An 18612-nucleotide genomic window follows, 5' to 3' on the forward strand; every position below is an offset into this window, starting at 1 on the left:
TATGATGCAGATCGAATTGTCAGCTAATCAAACGGGCACTAAAACATTTGGCATAGGAAATATACGATTTATTGCTCCTTCATGGCAGACGTCCAGTAGAATATTATTCTTATTTCTTTTGTTAGTTTTATTTTTATATCTAATTTTAGCGTTTGGACGGGAAGGGATAGATAACCCTTGGTTAGAGATGAACACCCGTTATCAGCAATTTATTCTATTACAGATCCGTTTACCTAGAGCATTAGTTGCCATCGGTGCGGGTATGACGCTGGCGCTTTCAGGCGCACTTTTTCAGATCACTACGCGTAATGCATTAGGTAGTCCAGATATTATTGGTATTAATGCCGGAGCAGCGGTTGGCATTATGGTGGCGTTACTATTCTGGCCTGGTGTTTTACCTATTCCTGTTGGAGCGTTAATAGGGGCTGTTGTTGCGGTATTATTGGTTTATGTTGCTAATGGCGCCGTAAATGGCGAAATACAGACGGCTAAAATTGTGCTCTCAGGTATTGCTGTAGCTGCTTTATGTATGGCGTTAGTTGATTTTGCTATTTCGAATACGCGTATTGAGCAGGCGCAACAAATTCGGTCACTGTTAAGTGGCAGTTTGGCTAATCGGGGTTGGCAGGATGTTGTGCTGATCAGTAGTATATTGGTTTTTATGCCAATTCTGTTTTGGTTGGGTAAGCAGTTGAACTATATCAGTTTAGGTAATGATATCGCTATTACACTTGGTGTTCCTGTTCGGTTGGTGCAAATTATCAGCATATTATTAGCGATTATTTTTGCCACCCTATCAGTATTGGTTGTTGGGCCGGTTGCTTTTGTTGCGCTAGCGGCACCGCAAATTGCCCGGCGACTCATTTTGCATAAAGGTGTAGCACTATTTTGTTCTATGCTAGTTGGCGCTTTATTAATGTTGAGTGCTGATTTTATTACTCTAATATTGCCCACGCCTGGGCGTTTAACGGTAGGTTTAGTCACGGCAGTCATTGGTGGGATTTATTTAATGTACTTATTGTATATGGAATTTAGGAGAATAGGCTAATGGTTTCATCTACTCATTCTCCCTTTGTTGCTTCACGGCTGACAGCCCATGATGTCTCTGTTGGATATGGCAAAAAAAGCATTATTAAAGATGTAAATATAGCTATTTATGATAACGAATTTAGTGTCATTATCGGACCTAACGGCTGTGGTAAATCAACCTTATTAAAAACCTTTAGTCGTATTATGCAGCCGCAGTCTGGTGAAATTCGTTTAGATGGTAATGATGTTTTCCATGCTAAACCTAAATGGGTTGCTCGGCAGCTCTCATTATTAGCACAAGGCGCTGTTATCACTGAACCATTGACTATCTATGAACTTGTTTCACGCGGACGTTATCCTTATCAATCTTTTTTATTACAGTGGTCAGCAGAAGATGAACGGGCGGTACATGATGCACTAAAGGCGGTAGATCTTTGGCCTATGGCGCAAAAATTAGTCAGTGAATTATCAGGCGGTCAGCGTCAGCGAGTCTGGTTTGCGATGACACTTGCTCAACAAACGCCCATCATTTTATTAGATGAACCAACAACCTATTTAGATATAGCCCATCAAATTGAAATGCTTGATCTTTGTCAATGTTTGCATCAGCAAGGGAAAACGTTAGTGTTGGTGCTGCATGACATTAACCTGGCTTTACGTTATGCCTCGCGTCTAATTATGATGAAAGAGGGGCAAATCTATGCTTAAGGAAAACCTGAAAAAATTATTACTGAACAGAATATTAAAAATGTATTTGGTTTGCCATGCCGTATTATTTCAGATCCTGAATCGGGTAAACCATTAATTATTCCAAAATATAAAATAAATAATCGACAGAATATTTTTTATATTTTAGGATTGAAAATAAAAAAATCAGAGAATATGGCATGAAAAATAAAAAACCTTACTTAGTATTAAAGTGAGGTTTTTTTGTTAAAATATATGCTGCTTAGAGAAGCGTGTTAGCATCAGTATATTTTACCCCAAATATTTAACATTGGGTGACTAACGGTTTATTGGCGGATCAATGTAGGAATAAAAATGAATAAAATGGCTTTATCATTGTGTATGTTAAGTTTTTTTTGTTCTGCGAAAGTGATTACCCATCAACAATTGGCTGATCTATGGCAATCACCAAAGGAAGAAGCTAAACAACTAGTTAGTCACATGAGTTTTGAAGAAAAACTGGGGCAAATGTTAATGTTGGGGTTTCGTCATTGGGGGATTGACGCAAAAAAAAATGCTATGGCGATGACCAAACTCAATCTAGTAATCGCCAATATTATTCACCATTATCATTTAGGTTCGGTGATCTTATTTAGAGATAATTTAATCGATTCGCCACAAACCGTAAACCTGATTAATGCGCTGCAACAGGCTCGCAGCAACTTACCATTATTTATTAGCGTTGACCAGGAAGATGGCTATGTCACGCGATTACGAGATGGTACTGAGATGTCAGGTAATATGGCATTAGGTGCAACGCGTTCTAAACAGCTGAGTGAATTGGTTGGCATGATCCATGGTTATGAACTTACCCATTTAGGCTTTAATTTTAATTTTGCGCCAGTGGTTGATATCAATAATAACCAAGCTAATCCTATCATTGGTGTACGTTCTTATTCAGACAGGCCACAGCTGGTGGTTGAAATGGCCAACAGTTATATTCAAGGAATTCATCGATATAGTGTTTTAAAAGCAATTAAACATTTTCCCGGTCATGGAAACGTGACTGCTGATAGCCATTTATCCTTGCCAACAATTAATATTAATCAGCAACAATGGCGCAAATTTGAGTTACTCCCATTCATGCATACCATGCGAAATGCAGATGCAATCATCACAGCCCATATCGTGATGCCTGCATTAGATAATCATAAACTGACTACCATAGATAATCGACTAACCGGTGTGCCAGCAACGCTTTCTAAGCCAATCTTGACTGGGTTATTACGTAATAACCTTAATTTTCGCGGTTTAGTTATCACCGATGCGATGGATATGGGGGCTATTGCCAATAACTTTGATAGTCGTTGGGCAGTTAAACAGGCAATATTGGCCGGCAATGACATTATTTTAATGCCATTAAAAATTCGCGATATTGAGGATATTACTAAACTAGAACAGCTCTATCACTATCTAAAAACTGAAGCGGAAAACGATGCTGAATTAAAACGTCGGATTGACGAATCAGCTTATCGGGTTGTACTTAGCAAGTTAAAAAATAGAATTTCAGCAGAAGATAAGTCTGCCCAGCAAGCGCAACAAATTGTTGCAGCAAAAATAGATAAAGATATTGAGAATATGGTGGCTGACAATGCGATCACACTAATAAAAAACAGTAACCTACTGCCGTTTCAATTAAAAAATGATAATAAAATTGTTATTTTTTCAGATGAAAAAGCCCGCAATCAATTAATTAAAAAGCATTTACAGACGATAGCGAATGAGTTAAATATTGCTATTACTACCCAAGATGATGTAGTTACAATGATGGCGGATGATAGATCGGAAAATCAATTAACTGCAGAAATTCAACATACAGATCTTATTATTCTAGCCACCTATAATCTAAAAAAAGCGCCCATTAATGCCCAGCGGATACTCAACGTTGCCAATCGTAATGCTATCCCAGTGGTGGTCATATCGACCAGCAATCCTTATGATATTGCTTATTTGCAAGGCGTGAAAGCCAATATTGCCATTTATGGCATTACCGGTTTTGATGCGACTGATAATAATAGAAATAATTTAGAAGCTAACATAGGTAGCGGACTAAGAACCCTATTTCTCACCCCCGATAAGAGCTTAATGAATTCACCGACCGGTAAATTGCCGGTTGATATCAAAACACCCGATTTAGACCGCATCCTCTATCCTTATGGATATGGTTTGGGTTATAAATGAAATTATTAGTTAAGATATTTTATAGAATTGTTTAATATTAAGCCAACTTATTGTTTTTTATATTTTTTATAAAATCTGACTATTATCTCAAAAATAAAAATTTTTTGAGTAAAGTTTATCTGTATAATAGTTAAGTATTTTTTTATTTTTATCAAAATTATATATTTTTTGTAACAACATTTATCGTACGAATATTGTTGTTTGAATGTAAAAGATTTATAATCCGCGCAAATTTTATCATTCTTAGTTATGTAGAGCTAGCTATTAAGCCTGGGGCGGTAGCGTGTCTTTTTGATACCGCTATTAATACTCTATTTTAATAATTACGTTAGTTGTAGTTGTAGTTGTAGTTGTTTTGTATGTATAATGTTATTTATTTTAGATGACTTTTCATAAATAATTATTTGTATTATTTATGAAAAGTAAATTTTTTAATAAGTAATTATTTTTATACAGAATCTTAGTAATCTTGAATTATTATTTATTCGATAAGAGTTTGCTGATTATAGTTCAGTTATTGACTATTTTTGAAGTGCCAATAAAAAAATGATAAACGACATGAAAGCCAACTATGTTATTCAATAAAAAATACTTAATTGCTAATTATGCAAAATAATTTTCTATTGAATGAGTGTCAATGTGTTTGCGATCTTGTGGCTATGGATATTGCAATTTTGCTAATGGGCATATTTATTAATGCTTAGTGATATTCAATTGGAATCATCTGCTGATGTTTAAGCACATTAGTATGATTAATTACATTGATGTATCGTTGCTAAAAAACATTTATTAAATAACTGTTAAAACTATGAACAAATGTTTGTAGTTTATATTTATATATAAATATTATTTAAGATTTTACTTACAAATAAAAGTTTTAGGATTAGACATGTCAACAGTTAGTAATTTAGAAAAAAAAATTGATAATTTATCCGCCATTATTGCCATTGTAGGCCTTGGCTATGTTGGTTTACCTTTAATGCTTAGATACAATGAAATTGGTTATAAAGCAATCGGGTTCGATATTGATAATACTAAAGTAACTCAACTAAATAACGGTGAAAGTTATATCGAACATATTTCTTCAGAAAGAATTCATTCTGCTATACAACATAACTTTAAAGCTACAACGGATTTTTCTTATATTACTGAATGTGACGTTATTATTCTTTGTGTCCCTACCCCATTAAATAAATATCGAGAACCTGACATTAGCTTTATTGTTAATACAATGGAGAAAATTCAACCTTTCTTACGTAAAGGACAGTTATTATCTTTGGAAAGTACAACTTATCCAGGTACAACTGAAGAAGAATTATTACCAAGAATTGAAGAAAAAGGTTTTAAAGTTGGAAAAGATATATTTCTTGTCTATTCTCCTGAACGTGAAGATCCGGGTAATCCTAATTTTGAAACCAGAACGATCCCTAAAGTAATTGGTGGATGTACTGAAGCATGTCTGAAAATTGGTCAATCAATTTACGGTCAAGCAATAGATAAGGTAGTACCAGTGAGCTCAATGAAAGCTGCTGAGATGACTAAGTTATTGGAAAATATTCATCGTGCCGTTAATATTGGTTTGGTTAATGAAATGAAAATCGTGGCAGATAAAATGGATATTGATATTTTTGAAGTTATCCAAGCTGCAGCAACAAAACCATTTGGATTTACACCCTATTATCCAGGGCCTGGATTAGGTGGACATTGCATTCCTATCGATCCATTCTATTTAACCTGGAAAGCACGAGAATATGGTGTTAATACTCGATTCATAGAATTATCAGGTGAAATTAACCGAGCTATGCCTGAATATGTGTTGAATAAATTGATTGATGGCCTAAATAAACAAGGTAAGGCATTAAAAGGTAGTAGAATATTATTATTAGGTATTGCTTATAAGAAAAATGTTGATGACATGAGAGAGTCCCCAGCAGTGGAATTAATGGAGATTATTCAACAAAAAGGTGCTATCGTTTCTTATAGCGATCCTCATGTGCCAAAATTTCCTCATATGCGCGAGCATCATTTCGATTTAACCAGTGAAGACCTTACAGCGGAAAGTATCGATTCATTTGATGCTCTTGTCTTAACAACTGATCATGATAAATTTGACTATCCACTTATTAAAATTCATGCAAAGTTACTCATTGATACTCGTGGGATTTATCGAGAACCCGCAAAAAATATAGTTAAAGCGTAATATCACTATATTAATTTTAAGTTAATGGATTAAATATTATGAAAAAATTTGTTTTAATTGGCGCAGCAGGCTATATCGCGCCTCGTCATATGAAAGCAATTACAGAAACTAATAATGAATTAACTGTTGCTTATGACATCAATGACTCGGTTGGAATTATTGATAGTATATCTCCACAAAGCGAGTTTTTTACTGAATTTGAGCGTTTTTATGATTATGCCCATCGTTTACAGCGTAACTCAGCTACAAAATTAGACTATGTAGCGATATGTTCGCCAAACTATTTACACCTTTCCCATATAACAGCCGGTTTGCGTCTTGGTTGTGATGTTATTTGTGAGAAACCCTTAGTTCCAACACTTGAGCAGTTGGATGAACTGGCTTTAGTTGAAAAAGAGACGGGTAAAAAAGTTTATAATATTCTGCAATTGCGACATCATCAGGCAATTTTAGCACTAAAAGAAAAAGTGGCTCACAATAACAGAGCCGATAAATATGATGTTGTTCTAACTTATATTACTTCCCGCGGCAAATGGTATATGGAAAGTTGGAAAGGTGATCCCCGCAAATCATTTGGGGTTGCAACCAATATTGGAGTACATTTCTTTGATATGCTCCATTTTATATTTGGTAAGTTAGAAAAAAATGAATTGCATTACACCGATGAGCAAAAAGCAGCGGGTTATCTCGAATATGAAAAAGCGCGAGTTCGTTGGTTCTTATCTATAGATGCTAAAGATTTACCTGAAGCAGTTAAAGGCAAACAAACAACTTATCGCTCAATTACGATTGATGATGAGGAAATTGAGTTTTCTAAAGGGTTTACTGATTTGCATACCACTAGTTATCAAGAGATATTAGCAGGACGTGGCTATGGTTTGAATGATGCGCGCCACTGTATTGAAACAGTAGATACGATAAGATCTGCATCACCTACTGTGGCTAAAGCGAAAGAAGGTCATCCTTTTCTGCCTAAATTAATTAAATAATCATTATGGTAAATATCATGAGCTATTATCAGCATCCCAGCGCTATTATTGACGAAGGAGCGCAAATCGGTAATGGAACTCGAGTATGGCATTTTGTGCATGTCTGTGGTGGAGCGGTTATCGGAGAAAATGTTTCATTAGGGCAAAACGTTTTTGTTGGTAATAGAGTTATCATTGGAAATTATTGTAAAATTCAAAATAATGTATCTGTTTATGATAATGTCATCCTTGAAGAAGGCGTATTTTGTGGGCCTAGCATGGTGTTTACCAATGTCTATAATCCTCGCTCGCTGATTGAGCGTAAAGATCAATATCAGAATACACTCATTAAAAAAGGCGCTACCTTAGGGGCTAATTGCACTATTGTTTGTGGGATAACCATTGGAAAATTTGCATTTATTGGTGGAGGAGCAGTAGTGAATAAAGATGTGTCTGACTATGCGTTAATGGTTGGTGTACCAGCTAAGCAGATTGGTTGGATGAGTGAATTTGGCGAGCAATTGGAACTGCCATTGAATGGAGATGCGGAAACAATTTGTCCCCATACTGGCAATAAATATCGCTTAAGAGACAATAAAGTTGAGCGTGTGAAAGCATAAACCAGATAGTAAAAATTAAAAGCGATAATAGAAAAATGATGCAATTTATTGACTTGAACACCCAACAAGCGCGTATTAAAAATAAAATCAATCTGGCTATTCAACGCGTATTATCTCATGGTAAATATATTCTTGGACCAGAAGTCATCGAATTAGAAGAAAAACTTGCAGACTATGTTGGCTCCAAATATTGCATCAGTGTGGCCAATGGTACTGATGCGTTACAGATTGCTCAAATGACTTTTGGTATTGGTCCTGGTGATGAAGTAATTACTCCAGGATTTACATATATAGCAACCGCTGAAACAGTGGCACTGTTAGGCGCTAGACCAGTATATGTTGATGTATGCCCTAAAACTTATAATTTAGATCCGCAAAAACTTGAAGCCGCTATCACGGCAAGAACAAAAGCGATTATTCCGGTATCACTTTATGGTCAATGTGCAGATTTTGATGCGATTAACACGATTGCCAGCAAATATAATATTCCTGTTATCGAAGATGCCGCACAAAGTTTTGGCGCGACCTATAAAGGCAACTATTCATGTAATTTAACGACAATTGCTTGTACCAGCTTTTTCCCAAGTAAACCGCTTGGTTGCTATGGTGATGGTGGCGCAATTTTTACTAATGATGAACAATTAGCATTAGTAATAAGACAGATTGCGCGACATGGTCAGGATCGCCGTTATCATCATATCCGGGTTGGTGTTAATAGTCGTTTGGATACTTTGCAAGCGGCGATATTATTAACAAAGTTAGAAATTTTTGCCGAAGAAATACAACTGCGCCAGCAAGTCGCTAAACGCTATGATTTTATGTTAAATCAAGCAGGTATAACAACGACTCCGTATATTGAAACATATAATACCAGTGCTTATGCACAATATACTATTCAAGTGGAAAACCGCGAGTTAATACAAACTCAATTAAAAACAGCAGGCATACCTACAGCAGTTCATTATCCCATCCCTTTAAATAAACAACCTGCTGTTGCAGATAATTCAGTAGAATTATCTGTTGGTGATGCGATAGCAGAAAAAGTAATCAGCTTACCGATGCATCCATATTTGACAGAAAGTACACAGGATAAAATAATTCAGGTGTTAAAAGGGCTCTTTTTGTGATCAGAAAAATAGTGCCACAAACTGAATTTGCCCGCAATGTAGTAACTTTAATGACAGGTACAACTATTGCACAGGCAATACCAATAGCAATAAGCCCTTTGCTAACAAGAATTTATACCCCAAAAGACTTTGGTGTATTGGCACTTTTTATTTCAATAATAGCTATTTTAGGGAGTATTGCTAATGCCAGATATGAACTGGCAATCATGTTACCTGAAAAAGATGAAGATGCGATAAATATATTTGCCTTAGGTTTTATTATAAATTGTGTGCTATCGTTATTTTTTATGTTGCTGGCAATTGGGTTCAATGATTATTTCACTGAATTGCTAGATAATGAAGAGATAGGTTTCTGGTTATATTTTGTGCCGTTATCTGTATTTTTCATAGGACTATTTAATTTATTAAATTATTTTAATAATCGAAGAAAAAACTATAAAGACTTAAAAAATGCGGTTATTATCAAATCTATATTCTTAGCTGTAATACAATTGAGTATTGGATTAGTAAAAACAGGCGCTAGTGGATTAATTTCGGGTCAGATAATTTCAAATTTTTTTGCCAATACTAAGTTATTGGTAAACATTTTGAAGGATAAAAAGCTAGTAGCAAAAATATCAAAAAATAAAATAATTTTTTTTGCCAAGCGTTATATAACATTTCCAAAATATTCAGTTTTAGCGATTCTATTTAATAACTTATCTCAGCATTTAATTAGTATTTTAATTTCGTCTTTATTTAATATAATTACTTTAGGTTTTTATTCTCTTGTGCAACGTGTACTTGGAATTCCTTCAACATTAATGGGTAGTTCGATAGGGCAGGTTTTTTTTCAACAAGCGAGTCAAGAAAAACAAAAAACAGGTTTAGCAATAAAATCATTTAATAGTGCAGTTAAGAAATTGCTAATTATAGGAATGCCACTATTTGTTTTTATTTATCTGACAGTAGAGCCATTATTTATTTTTGTATTTGGTGAAGAGTGGAGAGTGGCTGGCTATTATGCAAAATTGATTTGTCCTTTATTTTTTATAAGATTTGTTGTATCGACGGTAAGTCCAATTGATACTGTAATGGAAAAACAGAATATATATTTGTTATTTAATATTGTATTGTTAATAACAAGTTTGGCTATTATTTATATTTCCCACAATGAGTTATTTGAAGTATTTTTAGTAAGATATTCTATGATTATAACTATTATTTACATTTTATATGGTTTTTTACTGAGATATATGGCTAAGGGAAAATTGAAAGTTTTATGAAATATTATTTTAAAATTTGAGTCTACACATGGATAAATATAAAGAATTAAGAATAGCAGTAACTAATTCTCAATATAAACATTCATTGGGTATTATTCGGGCTTTAGGAAAACTTGGTATTCAACCTTATGTTATTAGTGATAAAAAATGGTCATTATGTGGTTTATCTAGATATTGTAGACAGGAAATTATTGTAGATAAAAATTATACCCAGAAAGAAATTATATCGAAACTTAATGAATTTAACATTGAATTACTAATTTTAGTTGGCACAGATTCATTTAAAAAAATAGTACCTTGGAAACGTGAATTAAAAAAAAATAATATTGAAATTGTCACAGTTGATAGTGCAACTTTAAACTTAGCGTTCAGTAAAGTAGCAACTTATGCTTTAGCGAGTCATGTTGGAGTGCCAATTCCTAAAACTGTTTATCCAAAAAATTTTGATCAGTTAGATTCTTTAAAAAAAGAGATTAGTTATCCTTGTGTAATAAAAGGATTATACGAAGTTGGCGGTAATATCGTTGATTATGTATTTAATGAAGAACAATTAAATATAAAGTATAAACATCTATGTAAAAAAAATAATATTTCTGAAGCTGATGGATTGCCGATGCTTCAGGAATATATAGCGGGATCTGGTTGTGCTTTTTTTGCTGTATACAATAGAGGTAAATGTTGTTTGACTTTTCAGCATAAAAGAATTAGAGAATATCCTGTAAGTGGTGGTGCAAGTGTCTGTGCTGAAAGTTACAAAAATGATCTTGTAGAAAAATATGGTAAGTTATTATTAGATACATTAAAATGGCATGGTGTAGCAATGGTAGAGTTTAAACTAAATGCTGCAAATATTCCTATTTTAATGGAAATAAATCCTAAATTTTGGGGATCAACAGATTTATCTCTAGAGGCGAATGTAAATTTTCCTAAAGCCCTCATCGATATTTATTTAGGAAATGAAATAGAATATAGTAATAATTATAAATATCCATTTAGATATCACTGGCCGTTAAATGGTGATTTTTTACATGCCATTGATAATACTAAAGCTATTCCTTCAATATTAAAAGATACATTAAATTTAAAAGTCAGAAGTAATATTTGGTTTACAGATATTCTTCCTTCATTGGATTTAGTTTTTAGTTTTATAAAGCAAGTTGTAAAAAAAAATTAATGAGGAGAAAAAATGTATAGAGGACTAATACACTTTCATTCTTATTATTCATATGACTCCATTTTGTCAATGAAACAAATTATAAATTTTGCTTTAAAAAATGACTTGAATTTTTTAGTATTAACAGATCATGATACTATAAATGGTTCTTTAGAACTTAAAGAGTATGTAAAAAAAAATAAAATAGAATTAGAAATTATTATTGCAGCAGAGTATAAGACAGAATACGGCGATGTTATTGCGCTTGATATTGATTTTGAAATTACAGATATGAATTTTGATAATTTTGTTTCAGAGGTAAAAAAACAGAATGGATTGATACTTTTCCCACACCCTTATGTCGGTCATATAAACATTGACAAAATTGCAAAATATTCTGATTTAATAGAGATTTTTAATTCAAGAATAGATGATATTAAGAATCATAAAGCAGCTGAGCTAGCAAAAAAATATAATAAATTTGTATATTTTGCTTCAGATGCTCATACTGAAATGAGTTTAAAAAATTCTATTATTGAATTTGAAAAATGCGCTAGTTTTAAAGAATCCCTTCTTAAATCAAAAGTTAATCAAATAACTAATTATAAAACTTACAATTTTGAAATAATTTATTCCCAACTTATTAAATCAGTAAAACATAGAAATTTTAGACTTTTTTATAGTGTAATGAAGAGAATTATTAAACAACTTATTACAGTTAGATTATTTAAAGTGATTTGATTATTTTTAATATGAATAATTACATATTATATGGGTAGTTAAATTTTGGAAAATAAAATATTATGATGTGTTTTACTTCAAGAGCACTCGATTGGCTTTGTCTTATTTTACAGGAGCGGTTTGGGCATAAATTTATATTGTCTTATCAAAATAAAGCGTTAAAACTCAGTTTAGCAGGACAAACACAGAATTATATTTTATTCCCGAGATTAATAGCGTCTTTCTTTCAATCCCGTTCTGATATTCCTTGTTGTTTATGGGATGCTAAGAGAGAAGGCTGGCATAATGTACTAGGCCTGCCGATTCCCGCACCTGGTGTCAGTGGTTTACAGAATCCATTAATTAGAGATCATTCAGGTAATATTGAAATCTATTATGATATCCTAGGGTTAGTTTACTGGATGCTTAATCGTGTTGAGGAAATTGGTCGAACACATTTAGATAGTCATGGCCGCTTCCCAGCAATAAACTGTCATGCTTATAAAAATAATTATCTTGAAAGACCTATTATTGATGAATGGCTATATATTTTAAGTCAGGTAATTAAACGAATCTGGCCACAATTAGAACTAAAAAAACAACAATTTAGTATTAAAGTTTCTCATGATGTTGATCGTCCTAGCCGTTATGGTTTTGCTAGTTTAAAAAAACTTCCACGATTGATTGCTGGCGATATGATAAAAAGAAACGATTTTATGAGTATAATAAAATCGCCAATTATTTATTTAAGTGGTAAAAATAAACTCCATCCGATGGATATTTTTAATACTTTTGATTGGATAATGGATGTTTCAGAAAAGCACAATTTAAAAAGTGCTTTCTACTTTATTTGTGGTCATACTGATCCAGTATATGATGCGGACTATAAACCTGAAGACACAGCTATCCGAAAACTTCTACGACAAATACATGCAAGAGGCCATGAAATTGGATTACATCCTAGTTATAATACATACCTCCAGCCACAACTGATTGCTCAAGAGTTTAATCGACTTAGAAATTTATGTGATGAAGAAGGCATTCAGCAAGCAGAATGGGGTGGGCGAATGCATTATTTGCGTTGGCAGCAGCCTATAACCTTACAAGCCTGGAATGATGCCAAATTAAGCTATGATTCAACTTTAGGCTATGCTGATAGGGCAGGTTTCCGTTGTGGTACATGTTATGAATATCCGGCATTTAATCCAATAACAAAACGTATTTTAGATATTCGAATAAGACCGTTGATAGTTATGGAATGCAGTGTTATTTCGATAGCAAATATGGGATTGAAAATTGGCACGGAGTCAACCGATAAGATATTACAGCTAAAGGAAAATTGTAGATCCGTAGGGGGTTGCTTCACTTTACTTTGGCATAATTCAGAGTTTGAATCTGTGTCTAAAAAAGCCATGTATCAAAGAATCCTAAAAGATTAATTGGAATAGTGTTAATTTTATTTTAAAAGACATTCAAATTTCCTCGGTATTAAATAATATGCATTTAAAAATTAGTAAAAAAAGTATACCATTAATTTTTGGTTTATTTATCTTTAAAATTAGCTTAGATATAAGTTATATTTTATTTGTTAGTCGTTATTTTGAATATCGTGGTTTTGATTTAAATATATCAATCTTAAAATATTTACTGTCATGGATGTTATTACTAATAGTATTACCTTTTACTCCTTATTATTCAAATAAATCGAGTAATTATTTTCTTATAACAATTGTTTTATCATTGATAATACCTCTAACAAGTATCTATGGTTTATCAAGTAGAAATATCGAACCTTTACTAATAACAATTTTTTGCTTTTTTATTATATGTTTTATTTTAAAAATTAAATTAGTGAATAGAATAAAACCCTATTATATTAAGAATGGTAATAAAATTGCTGTCATAATTTCATTGTTTTTTATTCTATTAGTCACTTGGTGGTATTTTTTTTCTGGTGCTTATAAATATTTTAACTTGGACTTTACTAAAGTTTACCAATTTCGAGAATTAAGTAATAAATTAGCAAGCGTTGGTATTATGGCCTATATAAATGGCTGGGTTTATAAAGTATTTATTGTATATTTAATGGCTTATGCATTGCTAAAAAAGAATTTTGCTTTTTTTATGATTTTCTTTTTTATAGAAATTTTTTTCTATAGTATATCTGGACAAAAAAGTGTTTTTTTTACACCAATATTAATTTTTTCAATATGGTTTTATTTAAAGAATTTTAAAACATTATTAATTTTACCTATTGGATTTACTATAGTTGTTATTATATCTTATTTTTCTTTTCTTCTTTTTGATGACATGTTAACGCCCTCTATGTTTATCAGAAGGGTATTTTTTGTTCCTGCGAAACTTAGCTATGATTATTTTGATTTTTTTGCGGAGAATCATTTTATATATTGGAGCAACTCTTTTTTATCATATTTTATCGAATATCCATATAGCCTGCCACTAGCAGAGCTTATAGGGAATTATGAAGGAACTGGTTCTCATGCAAATAATGGGTTTATTGCTAGTGGATATGCGCATTTTCGATTAGTTGGCGTTATCATTTATGCTGTTATTTTAGGATTTATTTTAAAAATATTAGATTATATTGCCACCAGAGGGGTTCCAGTTTGGTTTGTACTATGTGTTGTCGTTGTTCCGCTTAGAGATGCTTTAATTTCATCCGATTTGTTGACAGCATTACTAACTCATGGATTAATTATTGCGTTAATCCTACTTTTTCTATCAATTGATAATAATAAAATTTATTATAAAAAATAACGTTAGTCGCATACTTCTATATAATTACATGAATACATTTAGTTATATTAAAATAAATTTTTTTATTTGAGGCCTTAATGTTAACAAAAAACGTTATTATTCGACAATTATATAGTTTAGGGATTGGTAAAAATGATGTTGTACTCATCAGAGCAGATTTAGGCAAAGTTGGTCGTATTGAGGGAGGAGCTTTTGGTTTTGTTGATGCACTATTAGATGTGGTTGGTGAAGGTGGAACTATCATTTCGTTGGCCTTCACTAGCTGGGGTTCATTCATAAAAAAACCAAAAATTGAAGATGCATTTGATATATCAAAAAAAAGCTACGCTGGAGCTTTACCGAATGCAATGTTAAGACACCCAAATGCATTAAGAAGTAAGCATCCAATGTGTTCCTATGTCGCTATAGGTAAATATGCAAGTTATTTTACTGCAGATCATAATGAGAATTCACCTGCATATGAACCCATTAGAAAATTAATCGATTTAGATGGGAAATGCGTACTCATAGGCTGTGTGAAAAATAGTCCTGGGTTTACTACAGCTCACCTAGCAGAAGCAGATTTGGGTTTACTCAAACTAAATATTTTCCCTAGCTTAAACAGGGTTTATTATAAGTCTATTGATGGACAGTATAAAATTTTTAAGAGAAAAGATTTTGGGCTCTGTTCCGATTCTTACTATAAGTTTTATTCTCACTATGTTAAAGAAGGAATTCTTCACGCAGGTAGAATTGGGAAAGCTTATTCAATAATAGTACCGGCGAAGGAGTCTTATAGGATTGAAAAGAAAATATTAGAATTGAATAGTAAATTTAGTATTTGTGATTCCAGAGATTGTATTAATTGTAATATTAGGCGATGGGATCAGTTACATAAAATCCCTCTTTTTATAATAAGAAAAATTATCAAAAAATTATTTATTAAATTTAATTTCTAATAAAATAATATTTATAACATACTATTATTCCTAATAGTATTAGGAAAGTTAGATATATGTATAAGTTAACTACAAATACACTTATTTGGTTACAAACCCTATTAAATGAACGGTATGGTCATTTATTTCATCTTTATTACCTTAATTCTTCAACATTAGTGTTATGTTTACCGAATTCAGAACAATCAATAATCTTTGATAACTTGCAAAGTATTTTCTATTGTTCACAATCTGACTTTGCATGCCAGCAATGGCGGCCTTCAGCGGAAAATTTTACCGCGCCAATTGATGATCTTATTCCTGCTCCATCCGCTACTAAGTTAATGAATCCGCTAATTGAATTTAACGAAAAAGGGGCGACTATACATTATGATATTCTCGGTCTGACCTATTGGATGTTAAATAGACTCGAAGAAATAGAAAGTCATGATTTAGATAATCATCAGCGCTTTCCTGCTACCAAATCACATGCATTTCGTCATGGTTACCTTGAACGGCCAGTTATAGACGAATGGTTGATCATTTTTGCTCAGGTGATTCAGCGGGTGTGGCCACAGTTAGTATTAAAGCAACATACATTTAGTATCAAGGTTTCCAATGATGTGGATAGGCCTAGTTATGCTTTTACGTCATGGTTATCAATTGGACGTATAATGGTGAATGAGCTAATTAAAGACTACAAAATTAGAACATTGGTCACTACCCCTTATTTAAAGTTAACTACTCGGAAGCAATTACATTCTATTGATCCTTATAATACATTTGATTGGCTTATGGATGTGTCAGAAGCAAATAATTTACAAAGTGCTTTTTATTTTATTTGTGGCCGTACTGATGCAAGGAGAGATGCTAATTATGAGCCAGAATACACAGTTATTCGTCAATTGATGCGTCGTATCCATAACCGCGGTCATGAAATAGGCTTACATCCTAGTTATGGTACCTATCAACATCCAGTTTTGATCAAATCTGAGGCGGAGCGACTGAAAAAAATTTGCACAGAAGAAAACATAGCACAGTCTTTCTGGGGAGGGCGGATGCACTATTTACGCTGGAGGCATCCAACAACGCTTCAGGCATGGAATGATGCGGGTATGGATTATGATTCTACGCTTGGTTATGCTGATAGCCCTGGTTTTCGCTGTGGTACATGTTTTGAATATCCAGCATTTAACCCGATAACTCAACAGCAATTAGCTATTCGTATTCGCCCATTAATCGTGATGGAGGGTACTATGTATTGAATCAGCTTATTTAGGATTGGGTGTGGGAGACAAAGCATTAAATCGAATTTTGAAATTAAAGGACATTTGTTATAGAGTTCATTGCTGTTTTTCGCTGCTATGGCATAATTCTTCACTTGTTTCTAATGAATTAAAAGAGATGTATCAATGCTGTTTGAAGAATTGATTTCAATAAAGATAATTTTATTAAATTTACGCTTTTATTTATAACTACAACTTATATTATTATGTCATTATTTATTTAAAATAATATAGAAGTTAACTTAGATGTTTAATCGTTCAAATTTAAGAAAAAGCACCAAATGAAATCTACCATGATTTATAAATATAAAATCGTCCATATTACATCTGCACATTCTCGTTATGACCAGCGTATCTTTTTAAAAGAATGTGTTTCATTAGTTAAATATGGCTATCAAATTGCTCAAATTGTCGCAGATGGCAAAAAAGATGAAATTAAAGATCAAGTAAGTATTTATGACGTTGGTGCTTCCAAAGGACGTTTAGATCGTATTTGTAATGTGCCAATGCGTATATTTAAGAAAGCAATTGAGGTAAATGCTGATATTTATCATCTGCATGATCCAGAGCTGATTCCTATTGGCTTAAAATTAAGAAAATTGGGTAAAAAAGTTATTTTTGACTCCCATGAAGATGTCCCAAAGCAATTATTAGCAAAGCCCTATCTTAATAAATTCGCCAGGCAATTGTTGGCTAAAATTTTTGCTGTTTATGAACGCTGGGCTTGTCGTAAATTTGATGGCGTCATCGCTGCCACTCCCTATATTCGGAATAAGTTTATCAATATGGGCGTTAATTCAATAGATATTAACAATTATCCCATCATTGATGAATTTTCCAAAAATGATACTAATTGGGCGAATAAAAAAAATCAGGTGTGTTATATAGGCGGTTTGACTAAAATCAGAGGTATTAATGAAATTGTTGAAGCCATGGAATATGTTAAACAACCAACACAATTGGTATTAGCGGGTGAATTCTCCGAGCAGATTTTCAAAAAAACAACAACAGAAAAGCCAGTATGGGATCGCGTTATGGAAAAAGGCTGGTTAGATAGAAAAGGTGTTTCTTCTGTACTTAGTGACTCAGTCGCTGGTTTAGTTACCCTACATCCGATAATTAATTATCTTGATGCTTTACCAATTAAAATGTTTGAATATATGGGGGCAGGGATCCCGGTTATTGCATCAAATTTTCCTTTATGGAAAACTATTATAGAAAATAATAGCTGTGGAATTTGCGTTGATCCATTAGATCCTAAAGAAATTGCTGAAAGTATTAATTTTATCATTTCGAACCCTGAAAAAGCGGAGTTGATGGGTAGGCATGGTCAACAGGCAGTTAAAGAAAAATATAACTGGGATATTGAAGAAAAGAAATTATTCAATTTCTATCTTTCAGTAATTAACAGATAAAATAATTTAGTAGGATGTGTGCAAAGCTAGGTGTTGAAAATATTATTATTGCGGCCAATATTGCTAAAAAACGTCATAACATCGCAATGAATCTTAAAGCCTGGTTAAAATCTCCTCACTTAGGAATGATAAGTATTTTAACCGCAGGAGATAAGCATTTTTTAGGTATGGGGAAACTGTCAAAAAACAGACTGGTATTAATTTAAATTTGTGGGGAGTTAATCCGC

At 32.8% G+C, this 18612-nt stretch carries 15 protein-coding genes and 1 pseudogene; all 16 read left to right on the forward strand.

The features are described 5' to 3' along the window. The first annotated feature begins 1 nt into the window (after nt 1). The 16 genes and pseudogenes from V3224_RS16930 (at nt 2) to V3224_RS17005 (ending at nt 18591) form a co-directional block, all read left to right on the forward strand. Nucleotides 2–1048: a FecCD family ABC transporter permease gene (locus V3224_RS16930; protein WP_334471916.1), complete on the forward strand. Its 1047-nt coding sequence runs from the start codon at nt 2–4 to the stop codon at nt 1046–1048. Further along, nucleotides 1048–1920, forward strand: a pseudogene (locus tag V3224_RS16935) (ABC transporter ATP-binding protein). The gene V3224_RS16930 and the pseudogene V3224_RS16935 overlap by 1 nt, the downstream one beginning before the upstream one ends. Nucleotides 1921–2070: 150 nt before the next feature. Further along, on the forward strand, nt 2071–3936 hold the full coding sequence (locus tag V3224_RS16940) for a glycoside hydrolase family 3 protein (protein WP_334471918.1): 1866 nt from the start codon (nt 2071–2073) through the stop codon (nt 3934–3936). An 889-nt stretch (nt 3937–4825) separates the two neighbouring features. Continuing rightward, nucleotides 4826–6136, forward strand: a complete 1311-nt coding sequence (locus V3224_RS16945; protein ID WP_334471920.1) for a nucleotide sugar dehydrogenase — start codon at nt 4826–4828, stop codon at nt 6134–6136. 38 nt (nt 6137–6174) lie between these two features. Then, complete coding sequence (locus V3224_RS16950; protein ID WP_334471922.1) at nt 6175–7125, forward strand: Gfo/Idh/MocA family oxidoreductase; 951 nt, start codon at nt 6175–6177, stop codon at nt 7123–7125. Nucleotides 7126–7142: 17 nt separating this feature from the next. Beyond that, nucleotides 7143–7724, forward strand: a complete 582-nt coding sequence (locus V3224_RS16955) for an acyltransferase (RefSeq protein WP_334471924.1) — start codon at nt 7143–7145, stop codon at nt 7722–7724. Nucleotides 7725–7759: 35 nt separating this feature from the next. Then, nucleotides 7760–8851: a DegT/DnrJ/EryC1/StrS family aminotransferase gene (locus V3224_RS16960; RefSeq protein ID WP_334471926.1), complete on the forward strand. Its 1092-nt coding sequence runs from the start codon at nt 7760–7762 to the stop codon at nt 8849–8851. Then, nucleotides 8848–10116, forward strand: coding sequence for a lipopolysaccharide biosynthesis protein (locus tag V3224_RS16965; RefSeq protein WP_334471928.1), 1269 nt, complete (start codon nt 8848–8850; stop codon nt 10114–10116). Before V3224_RS16960 ends, V3224_RS16965 begins: the two co-directional genes overlap by 4 nt. Before the next feature lie 28 nt (nt 10117–10144). Next, on the forward strand, nt 10145–11290 hold the full coding sequence (locus V3224_RS16970) for a carboxylate--amine ligase (RefSeq protein WP_334471930.1): 1146 nt from the start codon (nt 10145–10147) through the stop codon (nt 11288–11290). A 12-nt stretch (nt 11291–11302) separates the two neighbouring features. Then, complete coding sequence (locus V3224_RS16975; RefSeq protein ID WP_032116123.1) at nt 11303–12010, forward strand: PHP domain-containing protein; 708 nt, start codon at nt 11303–11305, stop codon at nt 12008–12010. Nucleotides 12011–12072: 62 nt separating this feature from the next. After that, complete coding sequence (locus V3224_RS16980; protein WP_334471934.1) at nt 12073–13428, forward strand: polysaccharide deacetylase family protein; 1356 nt, start codon at nt 12073–12075, stop codon at nt 13426–13428. Between the two features lie 58 nt (nt 13429–13486). Further along, nucleotides 13487–14767, forward strand: coding sequence for a hypothetical protein (locus V3224_RS16985; protein ID WP_334471936.1), 1281 nt, complete (start codon nt 13487–13489; stop codon nt 14765–14767). 77 nt (nt 14768–14844) lie between these two features. After that, a complete protein-coding gene (locus V3224_RS16990; RefSeq protein ID WP_334471938.1) occupies nt 14845–15705 on the forward strand; it encodes an AAC(3) family N-acetyltransferase in 861 nt (286 codons plus the stop codon). A 56-nt stretch (nt 15706–15761) separates the two neighbouring features. Then, nucleotides 15762–16949, forward strand: coding sequence for a polysaccharide deacetylase family protein (locus tag V3224_RS16995; protein WP_334471940.1), 1188 nt, complete (start codon nt 15762–15764; stop codon nt 16947–16949). 302 nt (nt 16950–17251) lie between these two features. Further along, a complete protein-coding gene (locus V3224_RS17000) occupies nt 17252–18385 on the forward strand; it encodes a glycosyltransferase family 4 protein (protein WP_334471941.1) in 1134 nt (377 codons plus the stop codon). Between the two features lie 14 nt (nt 18386–18399). Beyond that, entirely contained in the window at nt 18400–18591 is a 192-nt protein-coding gene (locus V3224_RS17005; RefSeq protein ID WP_334471942.1) for a hypothetical protein, read from the forward strand. The last annotated feature ends 21 nt before the right edge of the window (nt 18592–18612 follow it).

It is taken from the genome of Arsenophonus sp. PmNCSU2021_1 (genome assembly GCF_036919435.1).
In the GTDB taxonomy this organism is placed as follows: Bacteria; Pseudomonadota; Gammaproteobacteria; order Enterobacterales; family Enterobacteriaceae; genus Arsenophonus; species Arsenophonus nilaparvatae.

Coding starts and splice junctions, on each gene's coding strand:
- V3224_RS16950 (WP_334471922.1), top strand. CDS start 6,175: ATGAAAAAATTTGTTTTAATTGGCGCAGCAGGCTATATCGCGCCTCGT.
- V3224_RS16990 (WP_334471938.1), top strand. CDS start 14,845: ATGTTAACAAAAAACGTTATTATTCGACAATTATATAGTTTAGGGATT.
- V3224_RS16985 (WP_334471936.1), top strand. CDS start 13,487: ATGCATTTAAAAATTAGTAAAAAAAGTATACCATTAATTTTTGGTTTA.
- V3224_RS16930 (WP_334471916.1), top strand. CDS start 2: ATGATGCAGATCGAATTGTCAGCTAATCAAACGGGCACTAAAACATTT.
- V3224_RS16975 (WP_032116123.1), top strand. CDS start 11,303: ATGTATAGAGGACTAATACACTTTCATTCTTATTATTCATATGACTCC.
- V3224_RS16970 (WP_334471930.1), top strand. CDS start 10,145: ATGGATAAATATAAAGAATTAAGAATAGCAGTAACTAATTCTCAATAT.
- V3224_RS16945 (WP_334471920.1), top strand. CDS start 4,826: ATGTCAACAGTTAGTAATTTAGAAAAAAAAATTGATAATTTATCCGCC.
- V3224_RS16960 (WP_334471926.1), top strand. CDS start 7,760: ATGATGCAATTTATTGACTTGAACACCCAACAAGCGCGTATTAAAAAT.
- V3224_RS16955 (WP_334471924.1), top strand. CDS start 7,143: ATGAGCTATTATCAGCATCCCAGCGCTATTATTGACGAAGGAGCGCAA.
- V3224_RS16980 (WP_334471934.1), top strand. CDS start 12,073: ATGATGTGTTTTACTTCAAGAGCACTCGATTGGCTTTGTCTTATTTTA.
- V3224_RS16995 (WP_334471940.1), top strand. CDS start 15,762: ATGTATAAGTTAACTACAAATACACTTATTTGGTTACAAACCCTATTA.
- V3224_RS17005 (WP_334471942.1), top strand. CDS start 18,400: ATGTGTGCAAAGCTAGGTGTTGAAAATATTATTATTGCGGCCAATATT.
- V3224_RS17000 (WP_334471941.1), top strand. CDS start 17,252: ATGAAATCTACCATGATTTATAAATATAAAATCGTCCATATTACATCT.
- V3224_RS16940 (WP_334471918.1), top strand. CDS start 2,071: ATGAATAAAATGGCTTTATCATTGTGTATGTTAAGTTTTTTTTGTTCT.